This is a genomic window from Methanosarcina sp. (assembly GCF_035390745.1).
Taxonomy (GTDB): Archaea; Halobacteriota; Methanosarcinia; order Methanosarcinales; family Methanosarcinaceae; genus Methanosarcina.
Map to the genome: position 1 here is coordinate 13,896 of NZ_DAOOUJ010000031.1, position 23,149 is coordinate 37,044.

Consider the following 23,149-nt stretch of genomic DNA (forward strand, 5'->3'; position numbering starts at 1 on the left):
CGAAAAGTAATTTTTCAGAAAAGTAAATTCATTCAGCAGAAACGAACCATTAAATTCTAAGAAAAAATGAGGAAGGATTTTTTTCTTTCCTCTATTTTTTCAGACCTTTTTTGTTTTTTTCTGTTTTGCTAAATTTACTGTATTTTTCTGCTTCATTCAGGAATGTTTACTTCGATCTTATTCCCGTTCAAAACATCGTCTTCAGTCACCTGAACTCCACTGATTGTCGAGTTTTCTCCTGCGGTCAGCGAATAAGCAGATGTTGCATGAACCCCGCTTCCTGTACTTTCAGTTGAGTAGGGAACAGTTATCTCGAATAAGCCTTTTTCATCAGCCACGTCACCTTTTTGATATACGAATTCCCTGCCCGTATTTGATCTGAGTTCAAGTGTTGCCATCACAGTCTCGTTAGGGCTTACAGTTCCCGAAAGTGTGGCTCCTTTGACATATTCGAATACCTTTACAGTATCTTCTTTGCTACTCTGATTTCCTGTGGAATTCAGGGTACTTTCGTGGAGCAGCCTGAAGTTACTCAGGGATGTCCCGTCAAGTTTGTGAAGCCTGTATATCTGGGTCTGCAGAAGGGCCTGTTTGGGAGTTGCAACGGTTCTGAAGCCCGTATTATCCTGCACGGTTTCTACGTCGTAATAGTCTCCAACTTTTTCTCCTGCTATCTCGGTGATGGCACTGAACTTGCCTTCTGCCATCAGTGTGTCGGTTATAACGTATTTTACGTTGAGTTTTTCAATTATTGTTTTTGCTTCCTCTTCGGAATCCGTTATAAAGAAGCGTGCGGAATCTTCCATGCCTGTCTGGAAGTTATTTGAGACTACAGGCCGCTTCCCTATATATACTATCCAGTTTCCGTAGTCCCACCAGCTAAGGACCCCATACTCAGGTGTTTCTGAAGGTTCGAGATAATGGGAAGTCTCGGGTGTGGAAGCTGCAAGCCATTCAAGAGAGTCCTGCCATTCAGGGTAAACTGATACTGCATCTGTTGCATAGGTGGCACAGATCCATATGGAGGGCACAAAAACAAGTGCTATAAGTGCAACTCCCGAAACAAGCTTAAAGTAGTCCGGTTCGGCAGTCTTACTATTTGATTCTGCCTCCTGTCTGGCTTTTGATTTTGATTTCGTTTTTAAATGTGCCTTTTTCCCTGTTTGGGGTGAAGGTTCCGAATCTTTCTTTTCTTTTATCTTTGGTTTTATCAGCTTTTTTACTTCTTTTTCGAAATCAAGAGAATCCAGCAGAACCCAGAGGATGTAGGCAGTAAGAATTGAGACGTTTACTGCAAAAAGATAGGAAAAACGTCTCTGGGAAAGGGCAAGATATGCGTAAAAAAGTGTCCATACCAGGAAGAATACCCTTTCAGGGTTTGATTTTTCTTTTTTCGATTCTAGGGCAAACAGGAAAAATCCTGCAGCTGCAGTCAGAAAAGTAAGTCCAAAACTTCCAAGTACTGCCGAGAAGGTAAATTTCCCCTGTGCAGTAAAAAACAGTGGCACTGCTTCAGCAATTGTGCTTATGTATTCGCCCTGTCCCGAAAAGAACCTCAGTCCTTCGGCAATGAAAGCGTAGTATTCGGCGGAAAATATCCTGAGGAAAACAAGCCCTGAACCAAAAACAAGGATTAAAACACCAGGGTAGTACTTCCAGTCCATTCCTTTCTTTGAGACAAATGCTGAAAAGCCCCAGAGAAGGAATACTCCGGCAAGCATGATCAGTAAATACACTACCTGGAACCAGGAAAGGTACATCGCACTCATTTCAAGTCCCTGACGGACCGCTCCTGCCGAGAGGGGAATGGTAAACAGAAGTGTTGAAAACACAGTTGTTGCTGAGCAAATGAATACGTAATCTGACTCTTTTCCTGCTTTAAGGTCAAGTGTTGCCTGAACCAGTGCGTAAAGGACAATAAAACTGACAAAGGCAGGAGCTCCCACCCATGTAAATATAAATAAGGATAAGAAGAGCCCTGAGATGGCTGAAAGAACCAGGGGATTTATGAGTTTCTTATCTGATGACAAATTTTTAAGTGAACCTGACGAAAGTTTGCTCTCTCCTGCCAGCTTCAGGGAGAGTATGAAAAACGCATAAGCTGTCGTTGAGAGAAACACTTCAGCTACGTGGTGGTCAACCGTGCCAAAACGGGATACGTATACATGGGCAGGCAGAACCGCAAAGGCAAAAGCTCCAGCAAGTCCTGTCTTTTTGTCAAAGACTGAAGCCCCTACCACATAAACCGGTATTATTGTCAGAACTCCCAGTAGTACTGGCAGGATAGCTCCTGCAAGTTCTACGGTATGCGTATCTGGCTGTCCTCCTCCCATAACTATTGCAAGCAGGGCACCTAAAAGGTCAAAGAACGGCGGCCATCCAACCTCAAAACCGTAAGGATAGTTGATATAGGTATCAAAGTTGAGAATATGGGGAAAATTGAAGGTTGTATAAAGAATACGCCGCATATGATAAAATTCATCATAGCCTGTGAAGGTTATGCCCCCATCTGCTGTAAGCGAAGCGTATGAGAGCATACGCATGATGAAGCCAGCTAAGAGAGCAGCTCCAAACACGAAGATACTTTTCGAAATTAATTCTCGTGCGCTTCTTTTTTGATTTGTCTTTTCTGACTTCTCCATACTACTCACATTTATTTTTTTAAACAATTATATATTACTTCCAGTTTCATAAATCAAACCTTTTAATAAAAAAGAGTTTTACCCTGCTGACAGGGTATTTATTTCATATCATTTTTTACCATCATTCTGACCAGTTCTTCAAAACTGACCTTTGTTTTCCAGCCAAGTCTTTCTCTGGCTTTTGAGGAGTCTCCTATCAAAAGGTCAACTTCAGTAGGTCTGTAAAACATCGGGTCAACTTCTACGAGCACTTTTCCGCTGTCAGCATCCCTGCCGATCTCGTTAACTCCCTCTCCTTCCCATTCTATATCAATACCAGCTTCTCTGAATGCAAGTTCCGTAAATTCTCTTACGGAGTGAGTTTCTCCTGTTGCCACGACATAATCGTCAGGTTTATCCTGCTGCAACATGAGCCACATGGCTTCTACATAATCCCCTGCGAATCCCCAGTCACGTTTGGCATTGAGATTTCCAAGGTAAAGTTTATCCTGAAGCCCTTTTTTAATCTTTGATACAGCTATTGTAATCTTTCTGGTAACGAAAGTTTCTCCTCTCAGGGGGGATTCGTGATTAAACAGGATGCCGTTGCAGGCAAACATATCATAGGCTTCACGGTAGTTTACGGTGATCCAGTAAGCATACAGTTTAGCTACTGAATAGGGGCTCCGGGGATAGAACGGAGTGCTTTCTTTTTGAGGGACTTCACGTACTTTCCCGAATAATTCACTGGTTGAAGCCTGATAAAACCTGGATTTGTCCTCAAGCCCGAGAACCCTTATTGCTTCTAAAATACGAAGGGCTCCGAGTCCGTCCGAATTTGCAGTGTATTCCGGGGTCTCAAAAGAAACCTGGACGTGGCTCTGGGCGCCAAGGTTGTAAATCTCATCAGGCTCTATGTCCTTAATAAGCCTGAATATATTTGCTGAATCAGTCAGGTCTCCGTAATGCAAAAAAAACCTGGAATTCTCCTTATGGGGGTCTTGCAGGAGATGATCTATACGTCCTGTATTGCTCAGAGATGATCTTCTGTACATCCCGTGCACAGTATATCCTTTATTTAACAGGAGCTCGGCAAGGTATGCTCCATCCTGTCCGGTTATTCCTGTAACTAGTGCAATCTTAGACATTTTACCACGCAATTTCAAATGAATATTTTAATTTTTTATAATTCCAGGTCGGCTTTGACCATCATTTTTACGATTTCTTCAAAATTCACTCTTGGAGCCCATCCAAGTTTTTCTCTGGCTTTTGAAGGATTTCCAACTAATAAGCTTGACTCCAGAGGCCTGTAAAACTGGGGATCAACCTCAATCAGGATTTCACCTGTTGCAGCATTTCTTCCTTTTTTCTCAAGCCCTTCTCCTTCCCATTTTATCTCAAGCCCAACCTCTTTAAATGCGAATTCTACCATTTCCTGGACCGAATGTGTTTCACCTGTTGCAATTACATAATCATCCGGTTTATCCTGCTGCAACATAAGCCACATAGCTTCAACATAGTCCCCTGCAAACCCCCAGTCTCTTTTTGCATTCAGGTTCCCAAGGTAGAGCTTATCCTGAAGTCCTTTTTTTATTTTAACTGCAGCCCTGGTAATTTTTCTCGTAACAAAAACTTCGGGTCTTATTGGGGATTCGTGGTTAAACAGGATACCGTTGCAGGCAAACATGCCATAAGCTTCGCGATAGTTTATAACAATCCAGTAAGCATACAGTTTGGACACTGCGTAAGGGTTTCTGGGGTGAAAGGGAGTATTTTCATTTTGCGGGATATCAGGTGCATTTCCGAATAAATCCCCTGTGGAAGCCTGAAAAAATCTTGTTTTCTTTTCAAGTCCAAGAGTACGTATGGCTTCAAGGAGACGGAGAGTGCCAAGTGCATTGATTTCTGCTGTATATTCCGGTCGGTCAAAAGATATCTGCACATTGCTTTGAGCTGCCAGATTATAGATTTCATCCGGACATACCTCTTTAATAATTCTTAATAGCTTTGAATAATCGGTCATGTCACAGAAGTGAAAATGAAGATTCGGGTTTTTCTGCTCTTTGCCTTTCTCTTCTGCTCTGGCAGAAGACTCTCTCTTTATTCCATGTACTACATATCCCTTTTCTAATAAAAGTTTTGAAATGTATGTTCCATCCTGGCCTGTTATGCCTGTGATCAGTGCGACCTTTGTCAAGGAATCACCTTATTTTTCTCCCGGTTCTTATCCTGTAGGAGATAGGACATTCATATTCTTAAAAATGTAGCTCTCTTTGCAAAAAACATAACTTCTTAATATATAAACTGATTGATATCCCAAACATTTACGGGCTTCTTCTTAAAATGATTTTTACAATCTAAAATTGGATATACAATCTAAAATTGGATATACAATCTAAAATTGGATATACAATCTAAAATTGGATATACAATCTAGAATTGGATATAATAGATCCAGTAGATCAGTTTTTTGTTATTGAATTTTTTTATTTTGTCTATATCTGGTGCTGTACGACAATATAAATATATAAAAGATTATTAAAAGCTAAAAAAAGTTATATTTTGCAATATATGGCTATATTTTTATTCAAATTAAAGATCGCTTCGAAACACATATAAATCTCAATTTAAATCTAACGTGAAATAATTTAAAAAATGAGAATAAACATGAAAACAGCTATCTTTCACGATTACTTCGGAGCTATTGGCGGTGGAGAAAAACTGGTATTAATGCTCGCTAAATATATTAATGCTGATGTTATCACTACGGACTTAAATATTGAATCCATCAAAAAAATGGGGTATTCCGATATACACATTATAAGCCTTGGAAACACTCCAAAGATACCTCCATTAAAGCAGATTTCAGCATCTTTTCTGTTTGCAACATGTGATTTCTCAAAAAAGTATGATTTCTTTATTTTTTCCGGAAATTGGGCTTATTTTGCCGCAAAAAAACATAAACCAAATTTGTATTACTGCCACACTCCTACAAGGGCTTTCTACGACCTTTATGATACCTTTCTGACAAGGCAGTCGTTTTTTGTTTCTGTTTTCTTCAGGATCTGGGTTGGATTTCACAGACCCGTCTCTGAATACTACCTTTCCCATGTCTGTAAAATTGCAACTAATTCGAAGAATACCTTACAGAGGATCAAAAAATATTTCCACAGGGATGCTGAGATCATTTACCCTCCGGTTGAAACGGCAAAATTTACCTGTAAGGAATACGGAGATTTCTGGCTTTCTGTAAATCGTCTTTATCCTGAAAAAAGAGTAGAACTCCAGATTGACGCCTTCCGGAAAATGCCCGAAGAAAAACTTATTATTGTCGGAGGGTATTCAGAAGGAGACCATGCAAAAAGTTACGCAAAAAATGTTATTAATAACCTGCCGGATAATGTGAAGCTACTTGGTGAAGTCTCTGAGCTGGAGTTGCTTGACCTTTACTCTCGCTGTAAAGGCCTCATTTGCACTGCCATAGATGAAGACTTCGGGATGACTCCTGTGGAAGCCATGGCAAGTGGAAAACCTGTTGTAGCTGTGAATGAAGGCGGATTTAAAGAGACAGTAACCGAAAAAACGGGACTTCTTATTGATGCAGACGTTCCCAGCGTTATAAAGGCTGTCAAATTCATATCCTGTAAACCTGAAAGTTACAGGGATGCCTGTCTTGAACAGGCAAAACGCTTTGATCTTTCGATTTTTATTCAAAAGATAAAAAATGTGGTAAATAATGATCGCTAATCACCTGAAAGAGCTCTACGACTACAGGAATCTTATCTGGCAACTGGCGTGGAGCGAGTTTAAATTAAGATATAAAAATTCTATCCTAGGTTATTTCTGGTCACTTCTGGAACCCATGCTTATGCTCCTGGTTCTTTATGTGATTTTTTCAAACCTGATGAAAGTTCAGGTAGAGTACTATCAGTTGTTTTTACTTCTTGGAATCATTTTATGGGGGTTTATGAGCAGAGCCACCAATATAGGAATGTTTTCTATAGTCGGAAGAGCGGGCATCGTTAAGAAGATTTACTTCCCCCGTGATATTTTCGTCATTTCTTCATGCATTACAGCTTTGCTTATGAGCATCTTCGAGTCTTTGATATTCATATTGTTCATGGTATTTTTCAAAGTTCCGGTTACCATCAACCTTGTATATGTGCCGTTTATACTGTTTTTCCTGTTTGTCATTTCACTGGGCCTCGCCTTAGCGCTTTCTGCGTTAAACGTGTTTTACAGGGATGTACAGTTTATCTGGCAGGTTCTTTTACAGATTGGATATTTTGCAACTCCTATATTGTATACAATCGACATATTTCCTGAAAATCTACAGGGATTTATCCTGTTAAATCCAATTGCACGGATTATTATTTCTGCAAGAGATACTATTATCTATTCATCCCCGGCGAAAATAGAGGATCTTTTATTTATGCTTCTTTCATCAATAGTTTTCCTTCTTGTCGGATACATTATTTTTTCCAGATTGGAACCCAGATTTGCGGAGGAAATCTGATGACTGCGATTAAGGTTGAGCATTTGCATAAGACGTTCCGCATACCCCATCAAAAAAGAACCACAATATTTGAGACTTTAACCGGGGTTTTCAAGCCTCCCACGTATGAAACCTTCCATGCACTCAATGATATTAATTTTACAGTAGAAGAGGGGGAAGCTCTTGGGATTATTGGAGAGAACGGAAGTGGAAAGAGTACTCTGTTAAAAATTATTGCAAATATTCTGCGTCCTTCGTCCGGGAGTGTTACTGCCCTGAAGAGGCTCACACCTTTCCTTGAACTTGGAGTTGGCTTTCAGTCTGACCTCACAGCTGCAGAGAACATAAAAATCTATGCAACTATAATGGGCATGCAAAAAAAAGAAATTGATGATAAACTGGATGATATTCTCAAATTTGCAGGCCTTGAAAACTTTCGGGATACGAAGCTAAAGAATTTTTCTTCAGGTATGCAGGTAAGGCTTGCCTTTTCGACAGCAATTCAAACCAATCCGGAAATTCTCCTGATGGACGAAGTACTGGCTGTTGGAGATATGGAATTCCAGCAGAAATGTCTGGATGTCCTGAATGAGTACCGGAAAAAAGGAGTTACAATAATCTTTGTTTCCCATGATCTGGGGGCTGTGAGAAGGTTTTGCGATAAAGTTTTGCTTTTAAATAAAGGAAAACAGGTTGCAATCGGAGATCCAACTGAAGTGATAGATAAATATGTATATTCAAAAGTGGAAACTTCTCCTTTGGATAATAACGATCCTGAGTTAGATGAAAGCAAAGTGCAAAATGGTCAGGATGATCTTACTTCCAGCCAGACTCCTGATAAAATAGCAGAAATTGTTGACGTCAAATTTTATGATAAATTTGGCCATGCAAATACTAATTTTAATTCTCTTGACCCGATGAAGGTGCGAATCTTTTACAGTACAAAGGAGCGCATAGAGGACCCCGTATTTGGTATTGCTCTATATTCCGAAAGAGGTAAGCATCTTTTTGGAACAAATACTTACCTTAAAAATTATCCTATCGATAGTATTTCGGGAAATGGCTACATAGATTTACTGATTGAAAAGATACCTTTGCAAACCGGAAAATTTTTGATGACAGTAGATCTGGTACAGTCCAAAGACTACGTTCCGTTAGATCATAAGGATAAGCAATATTCATTCTCCGTAATTCCAATTGGATATGAGGAAGGTGTATTGGGTCTTTCATGTTCCTGGGTATTGAATTCTGAGAGGGTGGTCTGATATGAATACTTTTGAGATTCATGATGATGAAATTAATGCAAAGGAAATTTTGGAAAAAATTCGAGAAAATATTCAGAGTAGAAAAAAGACAGGTGCTTACTCAGAATCGATCCCGTGTCTGACGGCAACTAATTCTGAAAAAAACTTTATCCCTGCGGTGAATGGAATGTCATCCAAAGATCTGGAATATTTAACTTCAAATTATGATGTTCAAAACAGAAGCTATGTTATTAGTTCCCATCGTCCTGTTACAGGGTTCTTTTTGGTAAAAGGTAGAAATCTTGTAAACGGGGAAGTTAAGAGGTATGTAGACCCAGTTTTTGCTCAGCAAAGTGAATTAAACGCGTGCACCTGTAGAATTCTCACGGAGCTTCTATGTAAAAATGAGGAACTTTCTGGAAAAAATGAAGAGCTCTTTAGAAAATATGAGGAACTCTCTGGTAAACATGAGGACTCTCTGGGGGCAAATGAGGAACTCCTGGGGAAATATAATGAACTTCTTGAACAAAACAGGGTACTGGATTCAAAAATTAATACTTTAGACACTAAACTTGTTAAGCTGGATAAAGTTATAAAAAATGCAGCATCTAATGTCGTAACTTCTTCAGGAAATGTAGCAGCATCTACTCCATGGGGAAATTATTATAGCGAGGAGATTTCCGAAGAGGACCTGCTAGGAAACATAAACCACCATAAGCACTTTATTTCCGTAGTAGAGGATTATGCACAGAAGGCTTCGGAAAACAGGGTGCCTAAACTGATTGAAGTTGGCATAGGTACTGCTACAATGTCAATTTATTTTTCCAGGCAGAAATATGAAGTTCTGGGATTGGATAATGATATAAATGTGATTTTCAATGCAATGGCCACTAACAGGAAACTGGGCGGGCATGCTAATTTTGTCATGATGGATGCAAATTTTTTGGATCAATTTAAAAATAAATACTTCGATGTGGCTTTTTCACAGGGCACACTGGAACACTTTGACAATGATGGAATTATTAATATGCTTTCAAAGCAGCTTGAAGCGGCAAAATATGTTGTGTTCTCTGTTCCTTCTATACATTACCCGGAACGTGAGTTTGGGAATGAGAGAAAAATGACTACTGAAGAATGGGAAGTAATCCTCAAAGATGGTGGATTACATGTTGAAAAGCTGGAATACTATCGTGAAGATACACAAATAGTTTGCGTAGTTACTGACGATAATGAATAAGCTGCCCAAATATAGCAAATGGTGTAATTTATGAAAAGATTCCAAATTCATCAACTCCATCCTTCAGTAAGCTATGGGGATGCGATTGGCAATGAAATGCTGGAGATCAGGACAGTTTTGAGAGATCTGGGCTATGAATCAAATATCTATGGTCAATATATTCATCCAAAAATGAACACTGTGAAACAATACAAAGAGTATCGTAAAGTCAGTTCTCCAGATAATATTCTTCTCATGCATTACTCCATAGGATACGGCTCTGAACTCCTGAATTTCGTAAAATCGTTGCCAGATAAAAAAATTTTACTCTACCATAACATTACCCCACCCCATTTTTTCCATAATATTAACTCTGATTATGAGTATTCAACTAAAATAGGGCTTCACGAACTTAAAACAGAAATCAAAGACATTGTAGATGTAGCACTTGCCGATTCTGAATTTAATCAACAGGATCTTATTGATGCTGGATTCGATAAAACTGCAGTTCTTCCTTATTTAATTAATCTCGATAATTTTAATATTCAGCCAGATAAAAAAGTGATAGCTAAGTACGATGATGACTTTGTCAACATACTGGTTGTCGGCAGGATCAGCCCTAATAAAAAAGTAGAGGATGCTATAAAAAGTTTTTATTATTATACTAAGTACATTAATAAAAAATCTCGACTACTTTTAGTAGGTTCGTACAATGGTATGGAAAAATATTATTCTTATCTAAGGGATCTTGTTCAGAAGCTGGATCTGAATAATGTATATTTTACCGGTCACATAAATCTGGATGAACTGGTTTCCTACTACAGGGTCGGCAATGTTTTTCTGGCAATGAGTGAACATGAAGGGTTCTGTGTCCCTCTGCTTGAAAGTATGTATTTCAAAATTCCAATTATTGCAAATAATTCTACAGCTATCCCACAAACGCTTGGCGGGTCAGGGATTTTAGTTAATGAAAAAAACTATATCGAAATTGCAGAAATGATCAACCTGCTGGTTGAAGATAAAACACTAAGAAAAAAAGTTATCGATAAGCAGACTAAGAGATTGGAATTTTTCAACAAAAAGAACATATCCGGAATTTTGAAGAATTATATCGATACTGATTTTAAAGAAATTGATTCCAGGCCGTCTATAAGGATAGAAGGTACGTTTGAAGATTCTTATAGTCTTTCTATAATAAACCGAAATTTAGCTCTGGTACTGGACAGGCTTGGTCAAAATGTTTCTCTGTTTGCAACAACCGGCACAGGAGATTATGTCCCAAAAAAAGGGAGCATACAGGATAAAAGAGTCAGGGAATTATGGGAAAATCACGTTAATTATCCTTTTTTTGCTATAAGAAACATTTATCCTCCCAGAACAAAAGACATGAATGGGAGATATAATCTTATTTACTTCTTCTGGGAAGAATCGGTTCTCCCTCAGGAATGGATTGATGATCTCAATTCACTGGATGGGATTCTAGTCCCTACAAATTTTGTTAAAGATGTTTTGATCAACTCAGGCATAAATACCAGGATTGGAGTCATTCCTTCAGGCGTCCAGGTTGAACATTTTGAAAAAGATGTATTGCCTGCGGAATTACATACTAATAAAAAATTCTTATTCTTCAATGTTGGTTCCGGTTTTCCAAGGAAGGGCATTGATGTGCTCCTTAAAGCCTACGCAAAGGAATTTTCCCGCGAAGATGATGTTTGTTTAGTTGTGAAAACTTTCCCTAACATCCATAATAATATTTCTGAGCAAATAAAGAGTATTATAAAACCTGATGGTCCTGAAGTTATTCATATTGACCGTGATATTTCTGAGAATGAATTGATTTCCCTGTACAAAAAATGCGATTGTTATGTCTCTCCTACAAGAGGTGAAGGCTTTGGTCTTACTATGGCTGAGGCGATGCTCTGCAAAGTTCCGGTAATTACCACAAACTACAGCGGCCAGCTGGATTTTTGCAATGAAAATACCTCATATTTAGTTGATTTTAAGCTTGAACCTTCTGTTACACATTTAAAACAGCAATATACTATGGCTGATTCATTATGGGCAGAACCTGATGTAGACCATCTGGCTGCTTTGATGAGACACGTGTACGAAAAGAGAAACAGCGATGAAGTAAAAGCAAAAGTAGAAGCCGCGTATACCAATATCAAAAACAATTTCAACTGGGAAGTCTCAGCTAAGAAAACGATCGAGTTTCTAAAAACTGTTCAATTCAAACCAAAACTGGGTGTTGTTTCAACCTGGAATACAAAATGTGGTATCGCAGAGTACACCAAATATCTGGTTGGCAATTTAAGAAATCCAGAGGAAATTAAAATCTTCGCAAATAAAGTAAGTTCCAAAGATCTTATAGCAATGGATGGAGAGAATGTAATCCGTTGCTGGGAACCATATTTCGATGACCTGAGCACTCTTTGCAATAAAATATTGGAAAGTGATCTTGACATAATCCACGTTCAATTCAATTTTGGGTTCTTTGAGCTGAGTGCTCTGGCTAAAATGGTTAAAAAACTAAAGGAAAAGGGAATAAAATTGATAATCACCTTCCATTCCGTAGGTGATACCGAATTTATGAACAAACCCGTTAAATTAGATTCAATCAAAACAGAGCTAAAACTTGTAGACAAAATCTGGGTGCATTCCTCAAATGATGTCAGGGAATTATCTGAAAAGGGAATTGTTGACAATGTAATTAAAATTCCTCATGGAAATGTAGTTTTCGACAACAATGAAAAAGAAGAACTTAAAAAAGGAATTTTCAAAAATTCGAAAATAATCTCTACTTTTGGCTTTCTTCTTCCGCATAAAGGAGTACTGGAAACGATACGGGCGTTGCCTTCAATAATAAGTGAGTACCCGGACGTGCTTTTCTTGGTTGTAAGCTCCATATTTCCAGATGAGATTTCCAGTAAATACTATGAAAGCTGTAAGAAAGAAGTTGCTAAATTAGGGTTGAAAGATCACGTTATATTCTTTACAGATTTCCTGGAAAAACAGGAAATAATTTACCTGTTACAGTCTTCCGATATCGTTGTTATGCCTTACAAAGATACAAAAGAGGCTGCCAGTGGTGCTATCAGATTTGCTTTAGCGTCTCATAGGCCCGTAATTGTAACAGATATTCCAATATTTGGTGAATTTGAAGAAGAAGTTTATAAAATCCCGAGCTGTTCTCCAGATGAAATAAAAAAGGGAATTATGAAGTTATATGAAAATGAAAAATTACAGAAGGAAATTGCCAGATCTGCCGAGAGAAAGATAAAAGAGATTAGCTGGCCAAACATTGCAAATATGTATGAAAATGTATTGTTGCAGTTAGGAAATGATTCACTTTGAAGCATTGTATTCAGGAATGAACTTTTTGTGCTCTTCCTGGAAATGGGGACAAAGTTAAATAATTTGGCATGAATGTACTTATTTGAAAAGTACTTTCATTACTTTGTTCCTTCTATTTAAATAATTTCACGTTTGTTTTTTACATTATTTACTCATGAGATATTGTATTAAATGTCAGAAGAGATTTCTGGGCATAGGATCCAGATCTCTCAGCTTTGGTAATAGATAAAGTAAACGGCTTTGAGGGTGTTTTTTGAACAAAACACGAATTTTTTATTTTAGTGCAATAATATTCTCAATACTCTTACAGGCGGGCAGTGGAATTTGTGGAAAATACGCGGCAATAACCGCAAAGGATACCTCCTTACTGAGTACTGCTTTCAATGGCTTTTACTTACTTTCTGTAATATTCCTTGTGGTGCAAGCAATTGTTTGGCAGCAGGCACTGATACATTATCCTCTCTCCTATGCATATCCATTTGTAAGTTTAGTTAACTTTGTGATATTGATTTTTTCTGCACTCCTGTTCAAAGAGCAAATAACTGCGAGTAATATCCTGGGGCTGATCCTTATCTCATCAGGAATTCTGGTGCTATCTCGTAATCTTGAGGAAGAAATATGACCAGTCTTTCGATACTATACCTTGTGTCAGTGATCGTATTTACAGGGTCCAGCCAGGTATTGCTAAAAATGGGAGCAAACAGGGCCAATAAGAAAAAATTTATTGTAGCTTATGCAAATCCGTATACTTTTACTGCTTATAGCCTGTACATGCTGACAACTATTCTCACAGTTTATGCTCTTAAGAACATCCCGTTAAATCTGTTTTATGCAAGTACTTCACTGAAATTTGTTCTCATTCTAATTTTGTCCAGGTTAATGCTTCGGGAAAAGATTAACTCCCGTAAAGTATTTGCGGTGTTGTTAATCGTCGCAGGTGTCATAGTTTTTAATATGTGATTTATTACTGAGCCCGGAACTTATCTGAAAAGCTTGTAACCTGTCAAACTTTTAAACTGGCGTTATTCACATCACCAATCTGCAGCCAGTAGTCCAGAATATCATCAAAAAGCCCTGAAAAAGGCAGAAAATCAGAGTAATAATATCTTCTGAAACACGGTTTTTAGTGATGTCAGCGAAAAGGATGTACAAAGGAAAAATAACTAAAATGTACCGAGGCATGGACATAATTCCAGTAGAAAGCGGGATGAAAATTGAAAACATACTAAATAACCAGTAAGAAAATCTCATTTTCCTATAAAATATTATTAAAATAAATATAGAGATAGTTGCAAAAGCTGCCTCAAAGGCTGTGAATATATCCCCGGAGAAACCATCAATAATAACCTCCAGAGGGTTTGTAAGATGCCTTTCCCACATTGCCTGAGCATGCATAAAAGCTAAAAAATCTCCAGTTATATAGTAGTTATAGACCATGAAGAAAACTGTACCAAGAGGGATTAATGAGAGATAAAATACAGGTATTATCACTTCCCTAGAGTTTTTAAGACTTATTATGGTTCTGTTTTCTTTTATCAACGGCATGAGAACTTCATAGAGTAAAGGCAAAACAACAAGAACGCCGACGGACCTCGTTAAAGACAGAAAGAAACCTGTAATTCCAACAAGATACCATTCACCTTTCCTGGCATAGTAGAAACAAATCAAAATAAGGGTAAGGTACAGGGATTCTGAGAAGACTCCAGAAAGGATAAAAGAAACAGGAAAAATAAGCAGATATTTTACTGATTTAATGGCGTTGGTTTCTTCGAAGTCAAGTTTTACCAATCTGTATAAATAAATACAGGCTACTATTAAACAAAAATTAGATATTATTAAGCCAGCGATATAATGATTACCTGTAATTGAACCAATTATTCTCATAAGTGTTGGATATAAAGGGAAAAATGCAATGTTTGTCTGATGTATTTGATTTTGAATTGTTGAATAGCCGTTCAGCGAAATATCAAGATACCAGCCTGTATCCCATGCCCCCCATACATCAAGCCACCTCAAAGGCGGCATGCTGTTAGATTGGTAACTGTATTCTTGCTGGATAAGATTTCTAGACAACACTCCGATTATATTCAATATTATTCGTGTGCTGAAGAACATCAATAGAATATACTTTATTTCAGGTATGTGATATGCGTACTTTGATAATGATTCAGTATCCATGAATACAAATCCTGTTAATCTATTATTTTTTGGGGGACTCTTCTCACTTTAGCGCTCAGTTTAATATAGAGGCGATCCCAAGTATTTATATGTATAAATATATATTTATTAACTAATTTATTGGTATTAAGATGCAAAATGTAGATAAATTTTTCTGTTTTGGATACCCAAAAATCTTAAAATTAAAAAATAAGATGTTTTCATCTTTAAGTTCCGAGCTCAATTGAGTAAATCCTGTTTACATTTATCTCAACCTATTTATATAATACCCCAAAATTAAAAAGGGTTTTTTAAAATCTTTGATTTTCATTTATGACTGGTCACTTGAAACATAAGCTGGGTACAATAAATGGCTGTTTTTTGCTTCAATTACTCCAGTTTTGAATCAAAGTTGGTAAGTAGCAAAAGTCAGAAGTAATTTTGCTTGTAGAATTATATATTGAGGGTATAGTCTAGTTATTTATAGGATGTGCAATTAATCATAAATATAATTTACATTTAAAGAAATGTAAAAATATTAATTCTAATTAATATATTAAAGTGGGTTGAATAAAAGAGATTGTACAGGAAAGAGATTGTACAGGATGTATTACTCTATCTTTGAAAGATAGAAGCTACGTGGGGGTAAATAAATGGAAATTAAGGGGAAGTTATATTCAATAGCTTTAGCTTCAACCATCCTGGTTTTTGTATTTCTAATTTTAGTCTCAGCAGCGTCATCCGCACAGGTGACCAGAATTGGAAATGGAACCGATCCTGCTGTTTATGGTAACACAGTTGTCTGGACAGATAATGGGGTTATCCATGTTTATGACCTGACCGCTAAAACAGATACCAAAGTTGACTCTTCTGCAGCGTCACATCCAGCTATTTATGGTAATAAATTGGTGTGGCACGATGAGAGCAGTGGGACGCCAGGGCTTGCTGTATATGATATCAAGACTTCTGAAAAGTATCACATCACAGAAAACGTAGATAGCAGCAGTATTCCTTGCATATATGGCAACAGAATCGTGTGGAGTGCAAATTACAACGAAACCAACCACAACTATAACGTGTACATGCGCGATATATCTACCTCAACACAGACAAGGATAGCATATGGTGAGCATCCGGACATTTACGATACCAGAATAACATATGCTGCTTACGATGGTGGCGACTGGCGAAGCATCATTGTGTACGATATTGCCACAGGAGAAACTACAAAAGTACCGTATTCCGGTGATCTTAACATTCCGCACATATACGGCAACTCAGTAATATGGTCGGATACTTACACAAGGCTGGGGTACATTGCCATGTATGACATCCCCACTAAAAAGGTTACAGCTGTTACCAGTGATAACAGCGTTTGCGAAGATGGTTCAGAAAGTGGTTGTGATACCGGGTTCCACACGAGTATATATGGCGACAAAATCGTATACGCAAAAGTAAGTAATGACTGTCTGGGCAGTGCTGGTGTGTACGTTTATAATATTTCTAAAGCACAGAGCACTCAGATATTTGATTATGGAGACAAAGTTTATACGACACCGGATGTATACGACAATACAATTGTATGGGGAATAGACGGCAAATATGGTGGTGCGGTAATTGATAGTGGTATCTATGTGATTAATCTATCTTCATCAGATACTTTGCCGCCTGTAGCTGAATTTACTGCAAACGTAACTTCCGGAGCTGCACCTCTGACCGTGTTGTTTACTTACACCGGAACTGTTGGAGTGCCTGCTTCCTGGCTCTGGGATTTTGGCGATGGCATCAATTCAACACATGCAATGAATGCAACGCATACATTTACGAATCCGGGAATTTATAAGACCAGTCTGACTGTAGAAAATGGTGCGGGTAACAGTACAGTGACAAAAACGAATTACATAGTAGTTACAGATTCAGTCGTTACAGATCCTAGAATTCCCAATGCAAAATTCAGCAGCAACGTTACTGAAGGTTATGCCCCTTTGGCAGTGCAATTTTATGACTCTTCCCAGAATGCAGTATCAAGGATATGGGACTTCAATAACGACGGAAATACTGATTCCAGTGACCTGAATCCTGTTTATGTATATACAGCTCCGGGAACATATTTCGTCAACCTGACAATAACTAATGCAAACGGCTTCTCCACATATATTACTACAATAAATGTACTGGAAGGCAGCTCAAGCGGCGATGATAGTTCTGGTAACGATGACAGTTCCAGTGGAGGAAGCAGCCACAGCAGCAGTGGAGGAAGCAGCAGCGGTGGCGGCGGAGGCTCTCCCGAACCTGCAAAGAATGTTGAAGTGAAGGAACTTTGCCAGGTCTTCATCACCAATGGAAAAGAAGTAAAGTTTGATTTCAAAAAGAACGCAACCTGCGTTGTTTACGCAAGCTTTGAAGCAAAAAAGACCCTGGGCAAAACCACAACCATTGCCGAGATGCTTAAAGAGAAATCATCTCTTGTTACCGAACTGCCTTCCGGAGAAGTCTACAAATCATTTAACCTGTGGGTTGGAAACGGCGGAGTTGCAAGTTCAAAGAACATTGAAAACTCTAAAGTCTGCTTCAAGGTTGAAAAGTCCTGGGTACAGGACAAAAATATAGATCAGAATTCAATCACCCTGAATAGATACAGTGATGAAAAATGGGAGCAGCTTCCAGTAACTCTGTCAGAAGAGGATGACGGGTTCCTGTATTTCACATCCGAAACTCCTGGATTTTCTTCGTTTGCTATTACAGGAAAGGCAAAAAGCACCTCGGGAGAAGTAGGAGCAAATATTGGATCAGAGTCCAGGGAAGTTGACAAAACCGGAAGTGAAGATCCTGAATCTGAACAGGAAACCGGCTCGAAAGAAAATGTGAGCACGCCTGGATTTGCAGCTATTTATGGGTTAGCCGGACTGCTTGCAGTGTTTCTGTATAGAAGAAAGTAAAAAAGGTAGAAACGGATTTTACTTGAAAAAAGGAAGGGAAACAATCCTTCCTTATTTTCTTATTTCAGCTGTTTCCTGACTTTTTAGCTTTTTTCATCTATTCTAATATTCAATCTCACACCATCCCGCTAAAAATAACCCTTGAAGCAGCAGCCGAAACCGCAAAGATAAGTACCGTAATAGGGAGCATACAGGCGAGGTCGTATTTCAACTGCTCCCTTTCTCCTCCATATTCTATGGCTCCTGCAAAGCGGGTAAGGATTGCACTGATAAGGACAATATAAACCCCTATCGCAAGCAGGAACTGGTCCGGAGGAATAGACTGTGAGAAAGTTTCAGGACAGATTTCTACAGGCATTCCGGAAAGATCTGCCGGAACTCTGCTAACTCTCTCTGCCACCTGGTTCAGGATTTTTGTAATAACTTCGGAGAGGGCAAGGGTAATTCCTGCAATAAGGGGCGCAAAAATCGCTGCAGTAGTGCGCATTGTTGAAGTGACATCGTAGAGGGAATGCTTTATACGCTCCTCCACGGCACTGAGTTCTTTTAAGTGATCTGCAAGCTTGATAATCGAAGCCCCCGCAGCTTCGTGGTTTTTGTGGACGCTTTCCGTAAAGAGGAGCATGGTGTTTCTAATCCTCTCGGAATATACGTGCCTGAAAGCGCCGAATTCCTCGTCAAAAACGGCATCTTTGAGGTTTGTCCTCATGCTGAGCAGGTTCATGGAGATTCCCTCGTAGGCTTCCCCTATTTTTGAGCCATCCATGGTTCTGGCAGTATGGGCAAAGGCTTCCTCAGGTGCTTTTCCTTCAGAAATCCTCCTTCCGAGAACAAAAAGTGAATCGGCAAATTCCTGTTCCATCTGTTTTATCCTGTCTCTTATTTTCTTGTACGGAAGAGAAGAGAAGTAAAGGTATATTGAAAGTCCCGCAGTTCCGCCTACAACCAGAGGAAGGGCTGGAAGGAGGTATCCTCCAAGCGGGGTTGTTGAAACTATTCCACCGGGGTTTCCCGAAGCCAGAAGGAGATAACCCAGAGGAGCTGTCAGGACGCAGACCAGAACACCGGATAGTATGGCAATTCGCTTCTTCTGCCTTATGTCTGCAAGGTCAGGATGGGTATCTGGAATCTGCCCCGGGATAAAGGCAACAGGCCTCTGCATCAGGATATACTCCGAGTAAATTGCTGCAAGGCATGGAAAAATAAAGTCATAGAGAAGGACCATGTCGGCAATCTCGGGTTTCATCCCCACAACCGTGACCGCAGGCAGGAGAGCTACAAGGGCAAGCGGGATAAGGATAAAAATTGAGTAAAGGACATAACTTGGAGTCTTCAGCTTTTCGGCAAAAGCTTCCATGAGGCTTTCAGTCCCTTCAAGGCTTATATCGAGAGCACGGTTCAGGGTGATGACCCTCTGGGCTTCATCGGGTTCAGCCGTCGAACTCTTTATCAGGTGAAGGGAACGTTTGAAGTATTCGCTGTTTCTGCCCCAGAGGTCTGCAAAAGATAGGAGAGCATCATCCATGCTGCTGTAGATTCTCAGATTCAGGTCCCAGGTCAGCTTTTTTAAGTCCGTGGCAAGAGGCCTTTCAGAGTTTCGGGCTGCAAAAAGGACAGCATGCTCAAGGTTAGGGACCAGCTTCATCGACATAATTATGTAGCTCAGGATTTCCGGGATATCTCCGAGGGAAGATATCTTCATAAACCCTGCTTTTATCTTCACATATTCACTGAGGTAACAGAGAACTATCATGGGAATAACAAATGTCAGGATTCCCATAATGAAAAGAGTTTTAGGATCGAAACTTCTGGAAAGAAGAAGGAAAAGGTCTATTCCGAGAAGCAGAACTAAAGTCACAAATGTGCCCACATAAGAGAACAGTACTGTCTCAAAGGCTTCCAGGTCAAAGCCTGTAAACCTGAGAGCATCCCTGTACTCAGGACTCACGCTTTTATCGCATTTTCTGCTGAAGGCTTGAGGGTCAGGGACAGCCCATCCCCACTGCTTTGCTGTGGATTTACAGGCTCTTACGTACCAGCTGCTTTCTTCCATCTTTTGACCCTCATACAGTCATTTTTGTTTCGAGAGTATGTTTTTCTTCGGATAGTGTTTTTCCTTCGGCGAGTATTTTTTCTTCGGGTAGTTTACTTTTCTTTCTCTGATTTTCTGTTCCAGCCCGCTCCCTGATGAAATTTTCAAACCATATTTCCCACTGCCTGTACAGCTCTTCAAGATAGACTTCTGAACTGGGTTCAGGGCTGGTTTCAAAACCAGAGTTGCTGCTTAGTTTGCCGCTTTCTTTTTCTTTCGGGGTTTCTCGGGTCCCGGTATTTGCTTTTACTGAGTCTGAGAGCAGCCAGAACATATTGTTAGCTTCACTTACGGCTTCGGCTTCGAGCAGGAAAGGTATGCGAATCCCTTCAACTGCGATTTTCTCTTTTATTCTTGCCCTGAGCTCGATATTTTTCATTGCAGTATCAATGGTGATTCCCCATTTTCGGGCAATTTTTCCTATAAGTTCGGACTGCCCCTGTTCAAGAGCCTCTCCTGCAAGCAGGCAGTCCTGGGAGGGATCGTAATACATGATATCGGTAAAGATTTCTGAAGGTTCCAGTTCTTCGATACAGGCGGAGGTGACCTCTGCAATCCGGCTGACCCGTTTTACTTTTCTCATGCTTCCTCCGGGCCTGATGCCCGAACAGATTACCACGGCATCTGTTGCTTTGAAGGACGCGGGAGGAACACCCAGGGTGTGTACAACCCTCTCGTAAACATTTTCAACGGATGACCCGTGAATGGTGCCTATAACCGAGTTTCCTGCATTTCCTACCTGCATGGCTTCGTAGAGCACTTTTACTTCCGGTCCTCTGACTTCTCCCAGTACCAGAGACGAACTACCAAGTCTCAGGGCAGCCCGAAGTGCAGTTTCCGGACTCATTTCCGCTCCAGACTTCAGAACCGAAGACTGGGAACTCATACCCTGAACCTTCCAGCCCAGCTCCTGAAGTTCTTCTGTAGGGAGTTCATGGGTATCCTCGATTGTCAGAATCCTGTATTTCTGAGGGATTTCAAGAAGCATTGCAGATAAAAGAGATGTTTTTCCGGCTCCCACCTCTCCGGCAACAAGAACCGAAGCCTGCCCGTCCATAAGGAAACTTAAAAGCCCGGCTGCAAAAGGAGAAATCGAGCCTGTGTTGATCAGCTTCGGCAGAGTCCAGGGTGTAAGAGAGTGTTTTCGGAAAGCATATGCAAGGCCGTTTGCACTCAGGGGGTCTCCTATTACGGATACTCTTACCCCAAAAGCTTCAAGGTTAAGCTCAAGCACAGGTATGGCTTCTCCAAAGGGCCTGCCGCTAATAGTCCTGAACCTTGAGACAAGGGCATCAAGGTCGTCCTGCGAGAGAAATACATTGCTCGCACATTCCTCTCCTTCCATCACAACATGCACCGGATTAGTATCCGCAGGGGCGTTGATGTATACATCCGTGATCCGGAGGTCCGAAAGGAGGTCTTCCACGATACCGAGCCCGTTTGTATACCTTGCAAGGAGATCGGCATAACTTTCAAGTTCTTCCGGACTGCAGGCTTTCCCGCTTTCGAGCAGTTCTTCTCCAAGGAGGGCTTTTGCCATTCGTTTGAAATATTCCCTTGCTCCGGTAGGGTCTGCAAAGGCAAGGTCCTTTGGCCTGTGTTTAATCATTCTTCTCCTTACCTTTTCAAGCAGCCTGAGTTCTTCCTGCTTCAGGTTGTATTCGGGAGGCCTGATCATGTAAAGCTTTTCCGGTCTGTCGGTGTAGCGGTAAATGGATACTTCAAGGTTTCTTCCTTCCCTGCGGTTTATGTCATAACACTCGAGAAACTCGGTATTTTCCGGAGCCTCGGTGTAAATCCTCGAACTTGAAAAAGGAGGCCGGACGTGAGATTTGATCCGGCTTTCGTAGTCAAAAAAACAGTCTGTGAAACCCGTGGAGTTTGCGGAATTATCTGTAAATTTGCCTTTTTTGTTTTCCTTTTTCTCTTTATCCTTTTTTCTAACAGAATGTGAAACAAAACCAGAGAATGTGATTCTGGATAAAGAGACAGGAGATGCTTCTCCGGAGGTGTTTTCTATCATGCTTTCGTTTTTCCTTCCGGCTCTTGCTCCTATTTTTAACTTTAATTTTAAATTTGACTTTTTCTCTGCTTTTTCTTCCAGATTGTTTGCGTCTTCTTTTTCTTTTTCTAAACCCTCTGAGCACCATGGGGCAAGACAATAAGTGGACTTTTTGCTAGCAGGAACAGCAGGAATTTCAGGAAAACAGGACATTTTCTTTTCGATTTCGTTCAAAATCAGGCAGAATCCTTCAAAACACGCAGAGCAGGCGGGAGAAGTGTCCTGAAATCCCGAAGGCATTTTCCCATGAATAATCTCCCTCAGATCCAGCCTGGCTTTTAAAGGGTCAGTTTCTACGGTTTCGACAAGGGAAGAGATTATCTTTTTTCTTTCAAGCTCACAATTTTTCTTTTCCTGCCGGGTACAGGCTTCGGAAACAACTTCAATGCTCCTGTACGCCGCAATGGTTCCCTTGAAGCCTGCCAGAGCATAAAGCAGGGACAGAGACTTTCCTTCGTAGTCCCTTTCATAAAGTCTTGAGAGTACAAGGCAATCGGCATGAATCTCTTTCTGGAGAATTCCGAAGATATTCTTTCTGCAGTGCGAATCGTTCAGCGAAGACCCGGATTCACATTCTCTGCAGTTGATTACAATTGTTTTCCGGTTTTTCGTCTGCTTTATCCTGTGCGGGCAGGTTTCCTCTTCCTCTTTCTTTTTGCCCTGAAGTGCGTCCAGATTGAAGTTTTTTACAGCTTCCTGAAGGCTCTCGGCAGCGTCCTGAAGTTTAACCATTATGTCCAGAATCCAAACCCCCGTTTTCCCTGAGTACTTTGTAAGTTACCTTCAAAAGTATTAAAGATTTTCTACTAATAATCGTCTATGAGTTTTTATGATAAAGCTAGTTATATAATATGGAAGATACTTTCAGTTAATCCTGGATCGATACTCTGTTATTCGCGTTCAAGAAAAACTGGAAATACTCCCATTTGACCACTTGTTTATCTATTCTTGTCACCAAACCTTTATTGG

Annotated in this window: 14 protein-coding genes; 8 read left to right on the top strand and 6 right to left on the bottom strand. The window is 39.9% G+C overall.

The features are described from left to right. Nucleotides 1-152 precede the first annotated feature (152 nt). From PLL47_RS08705 to gmd (PLL47_RS08715), 3 genes are all read right to left on the bottom strand, one after another. Complete coding sequence (locus PLL47_RS08705; RefSeq protein ID WP_324445802.1) at nt 153-2,642, bottom strand: oligosaccharyl transferase, archaeosortase A system-associated; 2,490 nt, start codon at nt 2,640-2,642, stop codon at nt 153-155. A 98-nt stretch (nt 2,643-2,740) separates the two neighbouring features. Beyond that, entirely contained in the window at nt 2,741-3,769 is a 1,029-nt protein-coding gene (gene gmd / locus PLL47_RS08710) for a GDP-mannose 4,6-dehydratase (RefSeq protein WP_324445803.1), read from the bottom strand. A gap of 35 nt (nt 3,770-3,804) precedes the next feature. Beyond that, nucleotides 3,805-4,818 (bottom strand): GDP-mannose 4,6-dehydratase, encoded by a 1,014-nt coding sequence (gmd, locus tag PLL47_RS08715; RefSeq protein ID WP_324445804.1) that lies wholly within the window; start codon nt 4,816-4,818, stop codon nt 3,805-3,807. A gap of 470 nt (nt 4,819-5,288) precedes the next feature. Here gmd (PLL47_RS08715) and PLL47_RS08720 point away from each other — a divergent pair, with 470 nt between their 5' ends. The 7 genes from PLL47_RS08720 (at nt 5,289) to PLL47_RS08750 (ending at nt 13,890) form a co-directional block, all read left to right on the top strand. Further along, nucleotides 5,289-6,368, top strand: a complete 1,080-nt coding sequence (locus PLL47_RS08720; protein WP_324445805.1) for a glycosyltransferase — start codon at nt 5,289-5,291, stop codon at nt 6,366-6,368. Continuing rightward, nucleotides 6,358-7,137, top strand: coding sequence for an ABC transporter permease (locus PLL47_RS08725; protein WP_324445806.1), 780 nt, complete (start codon nt 6,358-6,360; stop codon nt 7,135-7,137). The genes PLL47_RS08720 and PLL47_RS08725 overlap by 11 nt, the downstream gene beginning before the upstream one ends. Further along, nucleotides 7,137-8,381 carry an ABC transporter ATP-binding protein gene (locus PLL47_RS08730; protein WP_324445807.1) on the top strand — a complete coding sequence of 415 codons (1,245 nt, stop codon included), beginning with the start codon at nt 7,137-7,139 and terminating at the stop codon, nt 8,379-8,381. The genes PLL47_RS08725 and PLL47_RS08730 overlap by 1 nt, the downstream gene beginning before the upstream one ends. Before the next feature lies 1 nt (nt 8,382). Then, nucleotides 8,383-9,597 (top strand): class I SAM-dependent methyltransferase, encoded by a 1,215-nt coding sequence (locus PLL47_RS08735; protein ID WP_324445808.1) that lies wholly within the window; start codon nt 8,383-8,385, stop codon nt 9,595-9,597. Between the two features lie 30 nt (nt 9,598-9,627). Beyond that, nucleotides 9,628-12,930, top strand: a complete 3,303-nt coding sequence (locus PLL47_RS08740; protein ID WP_324445809.1) for a glycosyltransferase — start codon at nt 9,628-9,630, stop codon at nt 12,928-12,930. Nucleotides 12,931-13,183: 253 nt separating this feature from the next. Further along, nucleotides 13,184-13,552: a DMT family transporter gene (locus PLL47_RS08745; protein WP_324445810.1), complete on the top strand. Its 369-nt coding sequence runs from the start codon at nt 13,184-13,186 to the stop codon at nt 13,550-13,552. Continuing rightward, entirely contained in the window at nt 13,549-13,890 is a 342-nt protein-coding gene (locus PLL47_RS08750; protein WP_324445811.1) for an EamA family transporter, read from the top strand. Before PLL47_RS08745 ends, PLL47_RS08750 begins: the two co-directional genes overlap by 4 nt. A 66-nt stretch (nt 13,891-13,956) precedes the next feature. On the opposite strand, the gene PLL47_RS08755 is transcribed toward PLL47_RS08750, so the two are convergent. Next, a complete protein-coding gene (locus PLL47_RS08755) occupies nt 13,957-15,108 on the bottom strand; it encodes a putative hexosyltransferase (protein ID WP_324445812.1) in 1,152 nt (383 codons plus the stop codon). A gap of 632 nt (nt 15,109-15,740) precedes the next feature. Here PLL47_RS08755 and PLL47_RS08760 point away from each other — a divergent pair. Next, nucleotides 15,741-18,026, top strand: coding sequence for a PGF-pre-PGF domain-containing protein (locus PLL47_RS08760; RefSeq protein WP_324445813.1), 2,286 nt, complete (start codon nt 15,741-15,743; stop codon nt 18,024-18,026). Between the two features lie 115 nt (nt 18,027-18,141). Here the strand turns inward: PLL47_RS08760 and PLL47_RS08765 are convergent, their stop codons facing one another. Both PLL47_RS08765 and PLL47_RS08770 read right to left on the bottom strand, forming a co-directional pair. Continuing rightward, nucleotides 18,142-20,079: a hypothetical protein gene (locus tag PLL47_RS08765; protein ID WP_324445814.1), complete on the bottom strand. Its 1,938-nt coding sequence runs from the start codon at nt 20,077-20,079 to the stop codon at nt 18,142-18,144. A 10-nt stretch (nt 20,080-20,089) separates the two neighbouring features. After that, on the bottom strand, nt 20,090-22,912 hold the full coding sequence (locus PLL47_RS08770; RefSeq protein ID WP_324445815.1) for an ATPase, T2SS/T4P/T4SS family: 2,823 nt from the start codon (nt 22,910-22,912) through the stop codon (nt 20,090-20,092). Nucleotides 22,913-23,149: the final 237 nt, after the last annotated feature.